The following is a 14,875-nucleotide window of genomic DNA, read 5'->3' on the forward strand; positions in this document are numbered from 1 at the left end:
GTATGATATTTTTAAAGTGTCATGTCCGATTTCCCATCCTACATGAGACTGTTTTCCGAAGGCGTGCTCGAGGACAGATTGACGGCCCTTCTTTCCCTCGCCTCCCCCTGCGTGCTCTGCCCCAGGCAATGCATGGCTGACAGGATGGGGGGCGAGAGGGGTTACTGTCAGGCCCCGTATGGTCTCTACATCTCCTCCGCTTCACCTCATTTTGGAGAGGAAACGCCCCTCGTGGGGACCTGGGGTTCCGGAACGATCTTCATGACACACTGCAGTCTCAGGTGTGCTTTCTGCCAGAATCCCCATATCAGCATTCGCGGAGAGGGCATAAGCTGCTCGGCTGCCGCCCTTGCCGACGTCATGGTGGACCTTCAGGGAAAAGGATGTCACAATATAAATTTCGTCACCCCTACCCATTACGTCCACCAGATAGTCAGGGCCCTTCCTCTCGCGATAGAGAAAGGCCTCACTGTTCCTCTCGTTTATAATAGCGGAGGTTACGATTCTCTTGAGGTCCTCAGGCTCCTCGACGGTGTTTTCGATATCTACATGCCGGATATAAAGTTTCTCAACCCTGCCCTGGCATCGCGGTACTGCCAGGCGGAAGACTATCCCGTCGTCGTATGGGCAGCGGTAAGGGAGATGTTCAGGCAGGTGGGGGACCTCGTTACCGACCCTGGCGGCATAGCAAAACGGGGACTCATCATCAGGCATCTGGTCATGCCCGGCGCCGCGGACGATACACGAAAGGTCCTTGACCGCATAGCCTCCGAGCTTTCCGGGAATACATATCTCAACATCATGTCCCAGTATTACCCTTGCCACCGGGCCGACGAATTTCCGGAGATCTCACGGAGGATCACCCTTGAGGAACACGAAAACGCACTCCGGTATGCCCTCTCCATCGGCCTCACTCCTGCTTCCCGTGATCGATCTTCTTGCTCAGAGCATTGTTCGCCCTGATGATCTCCTCCGGGCTTTTGCCCGCGATCTCCCAGGAATAGGCGCCCTTCCCGTCCCTCCTCAGCTTTATCTTGATGTCGCCCCTGAGGTCTTTCCTGATCTCCTCCAGTTCCTTCCCGTAGCGCACATCGGACGAGGCACGCAACTCCTCGCCCTCTTTTACCGGCAATTCCCGGCCGCATCCAGGAATGGCGGTACAGAACAGGATCAAAAGCAGAAGGCCCTTTTCAACTCCCTTCATTGTCTCACTCCTCGTATCAGGATCATGTACGGGTCCGGTGGATCCAGTGGATATTACTTTTTTCGAAAAGAAATTGTCTCCCTTCCCCGGCAAAAGTGCATTTTACCGTTTTGAAAAGGGAACCCGATGTTGTATCCTCTTGACGGAGGTTATCTGATGACCGTGCCTTTCAAATTCTCCGTCAGTCCCGAAAAGGATAGGTCCCTTCGGGAGAGGATGGAGAGACTGGGGATCGATGAGAAGGACATCACGGAACGATTCGTTCGCTCCCGGGGCCATGGGGGTCAAAATGTCAACAAGACCTCCACCTGCGTCTATCTGAAGCACATTCCCACCGGGGTTGAGGTGAAGTGCCAGAGGGAGCGCTCGCAGGCCCTGAACAGGTTCCTCGCAAGGCGGATCCTGGTTGACAAGATCGAGGGGATCGCGCTGGGAAAGGAAAGCAGCCGGCAGCAGGCACGGGAGAAGATAAAACGGCAGAAAAGAAGGCGCTCGAGGAGGGCAAAGGAAAAGGTCCTCCATTTCAAGCATCTCACGGGAGAGAAGAAAAAGGACCGTTCCTTCCGGCCCGGGAACTCGGATTATCCAGACGACAGCTGAGAAGCCGTCCCGCCTAAAGTTTGCTTTCATCCTGCCGATAAATAACCCGTACGCCATGAGCCTCTATGCCGCCTCTAAAGAAAAGCCCGTAGACAACTTCCTGACCTCCCTCATAGAGGCATACCCTGATGCGTCCATGCGGGACATCGCCGTATTGTTCACTGATGTGGTCGGTTCGACAAGTTTTTTCAAGACCCATGGTGACATCCGCGGCAGGGAAATGCTCAGAACCCACCATCATATGGCCACGTCCGTAGTCGAAGAGTACGGCGGCGCACTCATAAAGGAAGTGGGCGACTCCATCCTTGCCTATTTTCCCGATCCCGTGGAAGCGCTCAAGGCCGCGATAAAGATGCAGCACGAATTCCGACTCCACAATAACGAGAACAGCGCCGAGGAAGCAATCCACGTCAGGATCGGTTTGCACCACGGCAGAGTCATAGTCGAGGAAAAGGATATCTACGGAGACGTGGTGAACGTTGCCGCCAAGCTGACAAACCTTGCCGGCGGAGATCAGATTTTCATTTCCCACGAGGTTTATGAAACGACAAAGGACGCTCCCCTGATCCAATTCGAACGCATCGACTTCTGGAACATGAAGAATGTTCCAGACGGCCTGAGCATATACAGGGTCATATGGGAGAACGCCGATGCCCGCGCGCCGTCGAGGAAGATCCTCATGGTTCTCGTGCCCGATCCCCTTCATCCTGAGATCCGGAGCATTGTGGACGCCGCCGACCTGTCCCGAGGCCAGGAGGACGACCCCCCCGGCGACGAGTGCCTTTCCGTAACCAGATCGCAGGACGACAAACCGGTCTTCGTCTACGCCACAACACCTGCCGCGATCCAGGCATCGAGAAGAATACTCTCGAGGCTCGCAGAAAAAGGAACGCCGCCGGGCACCGTCCTGCCCGTGAAGATCTATATAACCGGCGCCTCTGCCCGGGACGAAGAAGCTCTCCTGACCAATGGCCCGGGAACCGATCTCGATGACCTTCCATACGGCGGTATCTACGTATCCCTCGACGTGTGCCAGCAAATGCGAAGCCACCAACGCGTCGCCGGCGAGACCCCCCTTCTTTTCGAACCCGCGGGCCCTCTCTTCAAGATATCAGGGCAGCAAGGGAGGAAGGCAACACCCGAGAGCCCTCTTCCCGAAACGATAGCCCCGGCGGCACAGGGTGCCTATTCCCCCTGTTTCTATTGCGGAAGCACGAGACACAAGATGTCCAATTGCCCATCCAGGACGCTTACCGAAACGGGCAAGTCCATCCATCATCTCGGATATTTCCCCATGCAGGCGATCGAAGACCTGGCCTTGTCCATCGAAAGATCGCCTGTTGACATAGAACTCGGGGGAAATCTTTCTTCGACAGGAACGGCTCCCACCGGAAAGGAGCTTATCGCCCACGCCTTTTACGACATCAGATCCGTCTTTCAGCTTCGTTTTTCTCAGATACTCTGGAACAGCAAGGCGGATTCCTGGGACTCGCTCAGCCTTGCCCTCACAGAAAACCAGGGGGGCTTCGCCTGGCTGGCACAGGATTCGCTGCGCGTATCTAATTACGATAAGGCACGGTCTTTCCTAAAACTTGCGCTGGAGAGAAAACCTCAGGATTACAGCGCATTCTGCGTATCTGGATTCCTCAATATGGAGGTCGGGGACATACCGGCCGCGATCTCGGATCTCAAGAAGGCGCTTGAGTTCGCCCACTCGACCATCCGCAAGGTCTATGCTTCTCTGATCCTTGCCCGGCTGTACAAACTGTCCGGAGACCTCAACAGGTTCAGGGTCAGACTCAGCGCAACACTTCTTCTCGACCGAAGCTGCCGCCAGGCCATCTACGAGGATGTTATCAACAGATTCGAGGAAAAAGACGAAAAGTCGGCCATCAAGAAGCTTGTAAAGCTCATCAGGGACGACGACGACTTCTTTGTCATCGCGCTGATCGATCCCGCCCTCGCACCGTACAGGAACACCATCTACGCGCATCTGACAGAGCTGCTGACGGAGGCAAAGAAGGACGCCCTTTCCCACTTCGAAGACGCCAGGAAGGACTTCGGCAGGTGCCGTTCCCTGCTGCCGCCCTCGGCATTGAAGACCATTGAGCCCGTACTTCGGGACATCGAGGGGCTGGTACGGTCCGAGAGCTATTTCGGCTGTCTCGAGGTCCCCCACCGCTGCGGCGCCATTGGAACCATGTGCAGGAACGCCATCAATGAACAGTCCCAGACCATAGCAGAGACGATGAAGGGTCTGCGGGCCCGTTTCGAGAGCGCCGATGCCTTCTTGAAGGCCTATCGCTACTCCCACCTTGCGGAAAAGCACAGGAGACGGCTTTCCTATCTCAAGCGGTCTCTTGAAAAGACGGGCGACGTGCGCTATTTCGAATCATCCGGAGAATTCGAAAGCTGCTACCACATGTGTCAGGACATATCCAGTCAGCTCGCCTCTCTGGAAAGCAGGCTGGAGGTTCTCGATCTTTCCGCCCATATAATCCGCATGTGCCTCAAATTCCTCAAATACACCGCCGTTTTCTTCTCCATCGTGTTCTTCATAGAAATATTCATGTTTCCCCTCATGTCAGACCAGATCAACACGGCCCTGGCCAGAATGGACATTTCACTCTTTCCCAATGCCTGGTCACTGCAGAAGGCATTCCTCATCTTCGGCGGAATTACAAGCCTCATCGCCGCCTTCCTGATGACCGTGAGGGAGGTGTTCACGGGGGATGCACGCTGAGAGAGGACCATAGAGCGTCAGGTGCGCGAGGCATCAGTGGTCAAGCATCCAGACCTCGCGAAAAAAACGCTCTTTACTGTTCACCGCCACAATTGCTATACTGGTGCCCGATGGAAACAATGGGTATAAACGAGCTTGCCGAGTTGCTCCTTGCAGCTTTCTTTGAAGAGACGGAGACCCTCGGACGGAGCAATTATTTTCTCTTCGTTGATGAGATAGCCGCCAACCTGGGCGTTCAGGACCGCCAGCAGGTTATCGACGCCTGCCATCTTCTCGAGGAGAAAGGGTTCATACTGCTGGCCTATGACCATGTCAGCTCGCTGAGCGCCTTCATCACTCTCGCTGGTGAAACCCACGTGCGCGCGGGGGGAGAAACAGGAATAATCGGTGAATACCAGCGTTATCGTGCTTCGGCGGCGGGCAATTCCCCGGATTCCGTACAGGATGCGCCAGTGTTGTCGTCCTTTCAGCCTCCACCTGCGGCCCAGACCGAACAGGAATCCGCACTCAATGAAGGAATAAGAAATATCATCGCCAGCATGGAACTCCTCGTCGGCAACGATCCGGCGCTGCCGGAAAACGCCAGAAAGGATCTTACAACGGATATCAGGACGCTGGAAGTCCAGTTGTCGGGGGGCTCACCGAAAAGGTCCATCGTGGATACTATCGCCGCTGAGTTGAGAGCAGTACCCGGTCTCATACCTCTCGTTGACCTGCTGCTGTCAATGAAAGAAATGGATTGAGCATCCCCCGGTTTGCTTAAGACGGGTCCCCGCCGGCAGTCTGCGATGGTCACCATCGTCGGGCATGCCCGCCCGGGGGTTCTTGATTGACATCCCTTTATCTTGTACTGTATCATCAATAAAACATTTATGTTTTCCGGGACGACATCAGCTCAGAAGATCCTCATAATCGATGACGACAGGTCGGTCAGGCTCGTCCTGTCCACCCTGCTGAAGAAGAATGGGTTTGTGCCCGTGCAGGCCTCAGGCGGTCAGGAAGGTATAGCCGCCCTCAAGAATGAACGGCCCCAGTGCATTCTCCTTGACCTCAAGATGCCGGGGATGGACGGCATAGAAACGCTCTACGCCCTCAAGAAAACAGACCAGTTCGTACCGGTCATTATCGTAACGGGCTACGCCGACATCCCGACAGCGGTTCAAACCATCAAGCTCGGCGCCTATGATTTCCTTACAAAACCACCACAGGTCGACAAACTCATTCTTACGATCAAGCGCGCCGTCGAGACCTATTCCCTCCAGGTGGCCCTCAACCAGCTCGACGACACGATGCTCGGCTCCCTGGAATCGCTCTTCGGCAGAAGCGACGCCATAAAGAACGTGATCCACCAAATACGCCAGGTAGCCGGGACCGACTTCTCTGTCATAATACAGGGGGAAACAGGGACCGGGAAATCCCTGGTCGCCCAGACCATACATGATCTGAGCAAAAGGGCCCGGAACCCTTTCCAGTCCGTCGATGTCGGCGTTATACCGGAAAATCTCATAGAGAGCGAGCTCTTCGGGCATGGAAAGGGAGCCTTCACGGGGGCCGACAGGAAGAGGATAGGCTTCTTCGAGATAGCCCACAAGGGAACGCTCTTCATCGACGAATTGGAGAATACGCCCCCCCTGCTGCAAAACAAGCTTCTAAGGGCCGTCGAGGAGAAGAGGATATACCCCATTGGGAGTACAAAACCCGTCGACGTCGATGTCCGCATCATCGCGGCATCGAATGCGGATATCAAGAAGGCCGTCCGCGAAAAGAGATTCCGCGAAGACCTCTTCTTCCGGCTCAGCGAGTATATGATCACCATGCCGAGATTGCGCGACAGGCCGTCGGATATACCCTTTCTTGCCATGAAACTCATGACTGCCGCTTCAATGGAATTGGAGAAACAGATGCGCGAGCTATCGCCCGAAGCCGCCGAGCTTCTCATGGCATATTCATGGCCCGGTAATATCCGCGAGCTCAAGAACGTTATCCGCAGGGCAGTGCTCGCCTGCGATGATGGTATCATCCGACCCGAGCATATTGAATTCATCGTCGGTGATACCGCGGCGCATCAGGACGACAACTCTTTCCTCATGCCCCTAAAACAGGTTGCCCTAACGGCCACCCGCGATGCCGAGAGAGAGGTCATCAAAAGGGCGCTCACTATCACAGGCGGCAACAAGTCCCGCGCCGCAAAGCTCCTGGAGATCGATTACAAGACCCTGCTTACCAAGATAAGGGATTACAAGATAACGGCGTCGAGATAATTGCCAATTACCAAATTCCAATAACCACTCTAAAAGAACAACCACCAATCGACCAAACAAAAGAGCGTCGCGGGTCATATTGCGCGGGTCTCGGCGCTTTCCAAGGCTCGGTCATTGATTCGTTTTTGTGATGAGTGCTATGGAATTGATTCCATAATTATGGTGCCCATTCCACAATATTGACTGTCACAATTCCTGCATCGTTAATTATATCAAGGCCTTTGTCATTGGCACAGATATTGCTTGGTTTAATGATATGATTGGCTTTCGCACCACATGCGCATCAACAATGACCTCCACCGGCGAAGCCTCTTGCGCGCAGGGATTGGGAAGCATCCCCGTTTCCCACGTAAAACTCGCCATCAGCACCGGAAAACAGGTAGATCATGCCCCCCAATACATCTACCACATTTTCCCCCTGCCACAGAGGCTTCGCCACCCCCCAATAGATCTTAACGGCACAGGCGACAGACACCCGGCTATTCAAGAGGAGGATGTTTTCAGCCCGAACATCCTTGATCTAACAACGAACATCCTCCTCTCCCTTTCTGCATGATCATCCCGGAAAAGAGAAATGGAACCTCTCTGTCGGGGCGGAACTGCCCCGATATTCGTGATCAGGCACGGCATAGCCATGCGGCCAGGGTCGTCATTGCCGCCAATAACCGTCTTACGCTGCAGGTGCTCGAATCGACCATCGAAGGCTGGGGCTACGAAACCATGGTCGTCTTCGATCACAGGGAACTTGCTGATCACATGGAACGAGAGGTGCGCCCTCCCCTCGTTATACTTGACGGCGCGATGCCGGATATGGACATCCTGCCCATCTGCCGCCGTATTCGCCTGTCATCTCAGGCGGCACGGCCTTACATCATCCTCCTTACACCGGCCGCCGACGGACAGATGCTGGTTGACCCGTCCCGCGGTCCCGACGATCTTCTTGGAAGTCCTTTCACGAAAAAAGAGCTTCGTGCACACATCAGCACGGGCATGCGTATTCTGGATCTTGAAACCGAGTTGTCGGAGCTTGTCGTCGATCTTGAGCACGCGGCGAGCAGGATCGAGAGGCTAAGGGGACTTCTTCCCATATGCTCCCACTGTAAGAAGATACGTGATGACAGGGGGTATTGGAACGAATTGGAGAGATACATCAGCGATCATTCCGACGCCGAGTTCAGCCACGCCATCTGTCCCGACTGTTTCTCCACATACTATCCGGATGTAAAAGATGAGTGTCTCTAAGGTTCTCAAGAACGAAGATACGCCCCGCACCCCCATAGCCGCGGAACTTCTTGGCGAAACAGCACGTGTGCTTATAAATGCAACCGACGAGCTGGTGGTCCTTACAGGCGAGGCCGGCAATATCATCGCTCTCAACAACAAATTTGCCCGGAGGTATGAATCTGACAGGGATACCCTGATCGGTACAAGCGTTTATGACATCATGTCCTCAGACTTTGCTGAAAAGACACGGGAGACGGTTCGCCGGGTAATCGCGGAAGGAAAGGCCGCGCGATTCGAGGGAAAGACCGATGCCTTTCTGGTTGAGGTAGATATGTACCCTATCCCCGACAATCAGGACAAGACCCCCAGAGTGGCCATCTTCATGAAGGACATTACCGATGAACGCCGATATGAAGAAGCCCTTATCGAAAGCGAAAAGAAGTACAGGCAGATAGTCGACACGGCAAACGAGGGTATATGCGTCGCCGACGAGGACTTCAGGATCACTCTCATCAACAGGCAGGCACAGATAATGTTCGGCTACTCCGAGGAAGAGATGATCGGCAGGTCCCTTGATGAATTCATATTCAAAGAGGATCTGGAGGACCACCTTCACAAGAGACATCGCAGGCAGAGAGGGATTTCGGACCAGTACGAACGGCGCTTCAGGAGGAAAAACGGTCGGACCCTATGGGCCATCGTCTCCGCAAGCCCCATTCTCGACAGTAAGAACCGTTTCGCCGGTTCCATATCCCTCTTTACGGACATCACCCATCGCAAGAACGTGGAGAAGGCCGTACGGGAGTCGGAGGAAAGATACAGGACGGCCATCGAGCATTCAAACGACGGTGTCGCCATGCTCCACGGCGATGTCTTCATCTATGTCAACCAGAGATTCGTTGACATGTTCGGTTATGGCTCTCCCGATGAGATCATAGGGCACAGCCAGGCAGCGACCGTTCACCCTGACGAGATTGAACTCGTCACGGCGATGAACGCAAAGAGACAGGCCGGCGAGGATGTGCCCGAGCGTTACGAGTTCAAGGGCATACGAAAGGATGGCGTTCTCCTCCACATCGAGGTTTCTGCCACAAAAACCCGGTATAACGGCGAGACGGTCACCCTCGCATATCTCAGGGACATAACGACGCGCAAACAGATGGAGGATGAACTCCTTAATTTTAGAAAGCTTGAGTCGATCGGCATCCTTGCCGGAGGCATCGCGCATGATTTCAATAATCTCCTCATGTCCATACTGGGATATATCTCGCTTGCAAAGCTATACCTGCAGCCAACTGAATGGAAGGCCAGGGACAAGCTCACGGAGGCGGAAAAAACCGTCGACAGGGCAAAGGAGTTGACCGCTCAGCTTCTTACATTCTCGAAAGGGGGAAGCCCGCTCAAAAAAACCCTCCATCTCCCGCCGATCATCCGGGAAGTCTCCAGGATATCTCTTTCACGGTCGCGGATCAAGTGCAAGTATGTGTTCCAGGAAGACGTCTGGCCCGTAAAGGCGGACGAGACACAGATCCGGCAGGTTATCCATCAGCTCGTCCGTAATGCGCGGTCAGCCATGCCCGAACACGGTTCGATCTCGATATCTGTCCGGAACAGGTCCCGTCAGTCCGAGCAGGGAGCGTTCCTGCCCGCAGGCGATTATGTTGAGGTCTGCATCTCCGACACAGGGAAAGGAATATCGAAGGAACATCTTTCGCAGGTCTTCGATCCCTATTTCACCACGAAGGACTTTAGTGCCCAGAAGGGCATGGGGCTCGGTCTTGCGGTGTGTTACTCCATCATCAAGAAACATGGCGGCCAGATCGAGGTGGAATCGGTCATCGACGAAGGAACGACTTTCAGGATATATCTTCCGGCCCACACAGCGGAATCATTGAAGGAGCCCGCGCCCGTCGAAACCGGATCTGAGAAGAAAGACCGTTTTAAGATACTCATCGCAGACGATGAGGAGTCCATACTGCAAACGACTTCGATGCTGCTGACCCACCTCGGCCATGATGTCACCGGCGTGGCTGATGGCACGAGAGCCATCGACCTTTATCGCAGGTCGATGGAATCTGGTTCTCCTTTCGATATCGTCATACTCGACCTTATCTCTCCCATCGGGCCCAACGGCGTGCAGATACTCCAGGAGCTCCGGCACATCAACCCCGCCGTCTGTGCCATCCTCTCGAGCGGCTACCCCAACGATCCCCAGATAATCAACCACAAGGACCACGGCTTCAAGGGTGTTCTCGTAAAACCATACAGGATAGAAGACCTCAGTGAAGTGTTGAAAAAGGTGATGGGTAACAGGTAACGGTTTATGGGCGCTGCTGTCCGGCATTCAGGAAGCAAGGAGAATAACCAATAACCAAAAAAATAATGATACCGGTGCCGGTTCTCCTTTGGTCATTGGTTATTATTTTTAGGTTATACTCTCTCTCATCACGACACCGGCTATATGTTCGAGGGGCGAGACGGTCTTTACGGCACCAAGTTTGATGGCCTCCTTCGGCATGCCGAAGACGACGCATGTTGCTTCGTCCTGCGCTATAGTGTACGCACCCGCTTCTTTCATCTCCAGCATCCCTTTCGCCCCATCGTCGCCCATTCCTGTCATGATGACGGCAACGGCATTCTTTCCCGCATACCGCGCGGCGGACCGGAAGAGGACATCAACGGAAGGCCTGTGGCGGGACACGAGCGGCCCCTCCTTTACCTCAACGTAGTACCGCGCGCCGCTTCTTTTGAGAAGGGTGTGCTTGTTTCCCGGTGCAATGAGGACACGTCCCCGGACCACGGTATCGTCGTTCTGTGCCTCTTTCACCGAAACGCGGCAGATCCCGTCAAGCCTCTTTGAGAAAGCCGCGGTGAAATGCTCAGGCATGTGCTGAACGATGACCATGCCAGGAGCGTCAAGCGGCAGGGCCTGAAGGAAGGACTTGAGGGCCTCCGTTCCACCTGTCGATGCGCCAACGACCACAACGCGCTCCGTGGTCTGGATCATGGCGCGCGTGGGTGCTTTCTCGATGACGGCGTCGGCCGTCAGCTTCGGTTCCACCTTTATAAGGCTCTTCTTCGCGCGCCCCAGCCGGGCCTCTGCCGCCGCCTTCACTGTATCACAGATGATGACTCTCGATTCCTCAAGGTACTGTTTTACGCCCATGCGCGGTTTCTCAATGATGTCCACCGCCCCGTACTCGAGGGCCTTCATCGCCGTCTCGGAATTCTTTTCTGTAAGGCTCGAGCACATGACGACGGGGATCGGCCTCTGTGTCATAACCTTATGAAGGAAGGTAATGCCATCCATCCGGGGCATTTCCACGTCGAGGGTTATGACGTCAGGAACGACGCGCCTCATGATGTCCGCGGCGACAAAGGGGTCTCTGGCTGAGCCGACCACTTCCAGCGTCTGGTCGGTTGCAAATATCTCTTCCAGAACCTGCCGCACCACTGCTGAATCATCAACGATCAAAACCTTGATCTTACCTGCCATGGAACCTCCACCGCCGCCCTCCCTCATCGGGGCTTTCTGAGGGTGCTGGTCATCGTTGTTTTCCTGTATACTGTCGGTGCAACCTGTTCGAGGGGAAGGTCCATGCCGAAGAGCGTCTCCGAATGACCCATAAAGATATATCCGCCCGGTTTCATGGACCGGCAGAACTTATTCAGAAGCTTTTCCTGAATGATCTTGTCAAAGTAGATGATCACGTTCCTGCAAAAGATCACGTCTATCATTTCCCGGAAGCCGAAGTCACCGTCCATGAAATTGAGTCTCCGGAAAGAGACGCAGGACCTTACTTCGGGGGCGAGCCTGACAAGGCCCGTTCCCGGGTTCTTGCTTCTCAACAGGAACTTCTTTTTAATTTCGAGAGGTACCGGGGCAACCCTCTCTTCTTCATATATCGCCCGCTGACCCTTTTCCAGAACGCGCTGGGAGATATCCGTCGCTATGATCTGAAAGGGAATCGCCCGCCCACCTGCGGCGTCCGTGAAGTTCTTGAGGACCATGGCGATGGTGTAGGGTTCTTCACCGCTCGAACAACCGGCGCTCCATATGGTGAGCTTATTTGCATGGGAGAACGTGCCCGTCCTCATAAGAGCGGGCAGCACCCGGGAGATGAGGAAATTGAAATGGGCCGGTTCACGAAAGAAATCCGTCTTGTTCGTTGTCACCTCGTCGATCATGTTCACCAGCTCGCCGCTGCGTCCCTCGTCGCTGAACAGATACGCACAGTATTCCTCGAAGGACGTCATGCCCAGCCTGCGCAATCTTTTCTGGAGTCTTCCTTCGAGCATGACCTTCTTGACGGGAGTGATCTTGATCCCCACCTCCCTGTGAATGAAAACGCTCAGTTCATCAAAAAGCTTGTTCGACAGTCTGACGGAGCCAGGATCGGCGGTACGGCCTGTTGAGTTACCGGGGCGGGCCATCACGGGTCCTATCCCAGGACCTTTTTCACTACCGCCAGGAGCTGCTCCGGCTTGAAGGGCTTGACTATCCAACCCGTGGCCCCGGCGCTCTTCCCCTCCTGTTTTCTGGTGTCCTGGGACTCCGTCGTGAGCATGATGATGGGTATGAATTTGTATGCGGCCTTGCCTCGGACCTCCTTTATCAAGCCGATCCCATCGAGGTTGGGCATATTGAGATCGGTGACGATCATATGGATCGCCGAACCGTTGAGCTTGGACAACGCGTCCTGTCCATCGCTAGCCTCGACCGTCTCATACCCCGCATTCTTGAGGGTGAAACTCACCATCTGGCGGACACTTACAGAATCATCGACAGTCATGATACATTTCGTCACCGTATTCTCCTCCTTGCGTCAAAAGATGCGGTTTCTTCACACTCACGGTGTTAATCATTAAAAGAGCTCCACGTTGTCGCCAAGATCATCACCGCAGGCAACATCATCGTTGTCTACGGTGGGCACGGCCGCACATTCCCTGTCCTTGCCGGCAAAAGGAATGACATTTGACGCCACGCTCTGATGGATGATCCTTTCTCTCTGCATCGTGTAATTGCTTTCGATATACTCCAGGGACCGGCCTCGCGCCCTCTCGAGCTCTTCCCGGGAAACGTTCCCTTTTGCCATATCAATGACCTCATCGAAGCGAATGGCAAGACCGGCGACTTCGCGGCCAAGGTTCTCGTGGACCGTTATCCTGTCAATGGTCTCTTCGATGAGGTCCGAAAGGCCGCGGCTGCCCCCTTCGATCTCCTTCACGAGAGCCACGACCCCGTCGTTCATGCCCTTGAGCTCACCGAGAAGATCCGAGAGCTCGCCGATGATACTGCGGCTGTCGGAGTCCTCTTCGGTCGTTTCCTTCTTCGCCACCATCTGCAGACCCTCCGTGGCGACAACAACTTTTTTCAGAAGGTCGGAGATGGTGGTCTTTTGTGAGGTCGCATCCATGGAAAGGTGCCATATGGCCTCTGCTATCACCCCCAGCGGCGCGCCTTCGGTGCCGGTATGGGCGGATTTGACGCGGGCATTGACCGCGATGAGCTCGATCTCCTCACCGATCTCCTCGATGTCGTCCACAAGGCCCGATATGGTCGATACGGCGGAAGAAAGCTCTCCCATGGCGTCCAGGAATTCTCCTTCCGCGCGGTTTGTGTCTTCCAGCCTGCCGATGACGGCGGTCGTTCCCGAATCTATATCAGAGAGAAAAGAGCTCGCTATAAGGTCCGTCCCTCCGGTGATCTTCTGGATATCATCGATTATTCTGAAAACATTTCGCACAACGCCCCGGAGGTTTTCGATAATGGTGTTCACTGCATGGACGAACTTGTTCTGGGCGTCGTTAAGCTGGGCCTTCTGCAGTTCGCAGGCAATGGCGGCTTCGGCCAGTACCCCCGGCGAAGGCCAGCGGGTATCGCCCTCGACCTCACGCCCCGTGCTCTCCAGCTTTTTCTCCATCGCTCCAAGAACATCTCTGATATGCTCCACCTGCTGACGGGTTATGTCATGGAATTGCATAGACATGACAACTTCGCCAACCTGTTTCGAGGCTGCATTGAAGCGGTTCAACATGGAATCCGCGGCGCTGAAGGAAAGGTCGTGCTTGTCCTCGAGAAGGGCAATGTTCGACCTTATATTCCCCAGGACTTCACTGACATAACCCCTGCTCTTTTCGTTTATGCTGACGATCTCGGACAGAGTGGCCCCTGTGAGAGACATGAGGGAGACCCGATTTCTTTCGATGCCGGCGGATTTATCGTGGATGAGCGCGGAGAGTTCCTCCACATCGGCCGCCAGGTTGATGAAATCACTTTCCATCCTCTTCAGCTGGGCACTCTCTATCTTTGTCGATATGGCGAGTATCTTCAAGGTCTTTACGATCTTCCGGAAATTGGCCAGGGGATCTCCAACGTGGGAGACGGCATTGAGGACATCCCTGAGGGCAACCATCCCCGATCCGAACCTGGTGTCGGACCTGCCGATGTGTCTGTCCATCTTCTCGAGGATGTCTCGAAAGCGGTTTATGGTTCCCTTCATGACGGAACTGTCGAGCATACCTACCAGGGACGACGCCTGCTGTGATATCTTTTCGACCTCGATGTGCACTTCGTTGAGACGAGAACCGATGAAGAGGAATTCCTCCTCCGTCCCGGGGATCAGTCCATCGACCAGAGTCGCCAGAGTCGCCATCTCCCTTCTGATGTCATCCATTTATCCAGACCTTCCTCTGCTTCACAGGTATTTGTTCCTTCGCGGAGGTAAATCTCTACCGCTCTTATACTGTTAATTGTCGCTATTTTGGGGGATAACTTAAGGAATAAAGGACGGTTTCACGTTTCAAGTATAAAGGACGAAGAACGGATGCCTGCCGGAGCTT

General features: G+C 54.6%; 12 protein-coding genes. 7 read left to right on the forward strand and 5 right to left on the reverse strand.

Features of this window, described 5'->3' with window-relative positions:
* Positions 1-21: 21 nt before the first annotated feature.
* A complete protein-coding gene (locus tag PHC90_08265) occupies positions 22-963 on the forward strand; it encodes a hypothetical protein (GenBank protein ID MDD3846341.1) in 942 nt (313 codons plus the stop codon).
* Here PHC90_08265 and PHC90_08270 read toward each other — a convergent pair.
* On the reverse strand, positions 911-1,204 hold the full coding sequence (locus tag PHC90_08270; GenBank protein ID MDD3846342.1) for a hypothetical protein: 294 nt from the start codon (positions 1,202-1,204) through the stop codon (positions 911-913). The two genes, PHC90_08265 and PHC90_08270, sit on opposite strands and share 53 nt — an antisense overlap.
* A gap of 156 nt (positions 1,205-1,360) precedes the next feature.
* On the opposite strand from PHC90_08270, the gene PHC90_08275 reads away from it, so the two are divergent.
* From PHC90_08275 to PHC90_08300, 6 genes are all read left to right on the forward strand, one after another.
* A complete protein-coding gene (locus PHC90_08275) occupies positions 1,361-1,804 on the forward strand; it encodes a peptide chain release factor-like protein (GenBank protein MDD3846343.1) in 444 nt (147 codons plus the stop codon).
* 55 nt (positions 1,805-1,859) lie between these two features.
* Positions 1,860-4,547: an adenylate/guanylate cyclase domain-containing protein gene (locus PHC90_08280; GenBank protein MDD3846344.1), complete on the forward strand. Its 2,688-nt coding sequence runs from the start codon at positions 1,860-1,862 to the stop codon at positions 4,545-4,547.
* A 119-nt stretch (positions 4,548-4,666) separates the two neighbouring features.
* Entirely contained in the window at positions 4,667-5,290 is a 624-nt protein-coding gene (locus PHC90_08285; GenBank protein MDD3846345.1) for a hypothetical protein, read from the forward strand.
* A 129-nt stretch (positions 5,291-5,419) separates the two neighbouring features.
* Complete coding sequence (locus tag PHC90_08290) at positions 5,420-6,808, forward strand: sigma-54 dependent transcriptional regulator (GenBank protein ID MDD3846346.1); 1,389 nt, start codon at positions 5,420-5,422, stop codon at positions 6,806-6,808.
* Positions 6,809-7,360: 552 nt separating this feature from the next.
* Positions 7,361-8,050, forward strand: a complete 690-nt coding sequence (locus PHC90_08295) for a response regulator (GenBank protein MDD3846347.1) — start codon at positions 7,361-7,363, stop codon at positions 8,048-8,050.
* Positions 8,037-10,349 (forward strand): PAS domain S-box protein, encoded by a 2,313-nt coding sequence (locus PHC90_08300; protein MDD3846348.1) that lies wholly within the window; start codon positions 8,037-8,039, stop codon positions 10,347-10,349. Before PHC90_08295 ends, PHC90_08300 begins: the two co-directional genes overlap by 14 nt.
* A 108-nt stretch (positions 10,350-10,457) precedes the next feature.
* On the opposite strand, the gene PHC90_08305 is transcribed toward PHC90_08300, so the two are convergent.
* The 4 genes from PHC90_08305 to PHC90_08320 are packed head-to-tail and all read right to left on the reverse strand — an operon-like array spanning position 10,458 to position 14,709.
* On the reverse strand, positions 10,458-11,528 hold the full coding sequence (locus tag PHC90_08305; GenBank protein ID MDD3846349.1) for a chemotaxis response regulator protein-glutamate methylesterase: 1,071 nt from the start codon (positions 11,526-11,528) through the stop codon (positions 10,458-10,460).
* Between the two features lie 23 nt (positions 11,529-11,551).
* Entirely contained in the window at positions 11,552-12,466 is a 915-nt protein-coding gene (locus PHC90_08310; GenBank protein ID MDD3846350.1) for a hypothetical protein, read from the reverse strand.
* 8 nt (positions 12,467-12,474) lie between these two features.
* Positions 12,475-12,840, reverse strand: a complete 366-nt coding sequence (locus PHC90_08315; protein ID MDD3846351.1) for a response regulator — start codon at positions 12,838-12,840, stop codon at positions 12,475-12,477.
* 57 nt (positions 12,841-12,897) lie between these two features.
* Positions 12,898-14,709, reverse strand: a complete 1,812-nt coding sequence (locus PHC90_08320) for a methyl-accepting chemotaxis protein (protein ID MDD3846352.1) — start codon at positions 14,707-14,709, stop codon at positions 12,898-12,900.
* Positions 14,710-14,875: the final 166 nt, after the last annotated feature.

It is taken from the genome of Syntrophorhabdaceae bacterium, assembly GCA_028698615.1.
Lineage (GTDB): Bacteria > Desulfobacterota > Syntrophorhabdia > Syntrophorhabdales > Syntrophorhabdaceae > Delta-02.

Coding starts and splice junctions, on each gene's coding strand:
- PHC90_08310 (MDD3846350.1), bottom strand. CDS start 12,466: ATGGCCCGCCCCGGTAACTCAACAGGCCGTACCGCCGATCCTGGCTCC.
- PHC90_08265 (MDD3846341.1), top strand. CDS start 22: ATGTCCGATTTCCCATCCTACATGAGACTGTTTTCCGAAGGCGTGCTC.
- PHC90_08305 (MDD3846349.1), bottom strand. CDS start 11,528: ATGGCAGGTAAGATCAAGGTTTTGATCGTTGATGATTCAGCAGTGGTG.
- PHC90_08285 (MDD3846345.1), top strand. CDS start 4,667: ATGGGTATAAACGAGCTTGCCGAGTTGCTCCTTGCAGCTTTCTTTGAA.
- PHC90_08300 (MDD3846348.1), top strand. CDS start 8,037: ATGAGTGTCTCTAAGGTTCTCAAGAACGAAGATACGCCCCGCACCCCC.
- PHC90_08275 (MDD3846343.1), top strand. CDS start 1,361: ATGACCGTGCCTTTCAAATTCTCCGTCAGTCCCGAAAAGGATAGGTCC.
- PHC90_08320 (MDD3846352.1), bottom strand. CDS start 14,709: ATGGATGACATCAGAAGGGAGATGGCGACTCTGGCGACTCTGGTCGAT.
- PHC90_08270 (MDD3846342.1), bottom strand. CDS start 1,204: ATGAAGGGAGTTGAAAAGGGCCTTCTGCTTTTGATCCTGTTCTGTACC.
- PHC90_08295 (MDD3846347.1), top strand. CDS start 7,361: ATGATCATCCCGGAAAAGAGAAATGGAACCTCTCTGTCGGGGCGGAAC.
- PHC90_08280 (MDD3846344.1), top strand. CDS start 1,860: ATGAGCCTCTATGCCGCCTCTAAAGAAAAGCCCGTAGACAACTTCCTG.
- PHC90_08290 (MDD3846346.1), top strand. CDS start 5,420: ATGTTTTCCGGGACGACATCAGCTCAGAAGATCCTCATAATCGATGAC.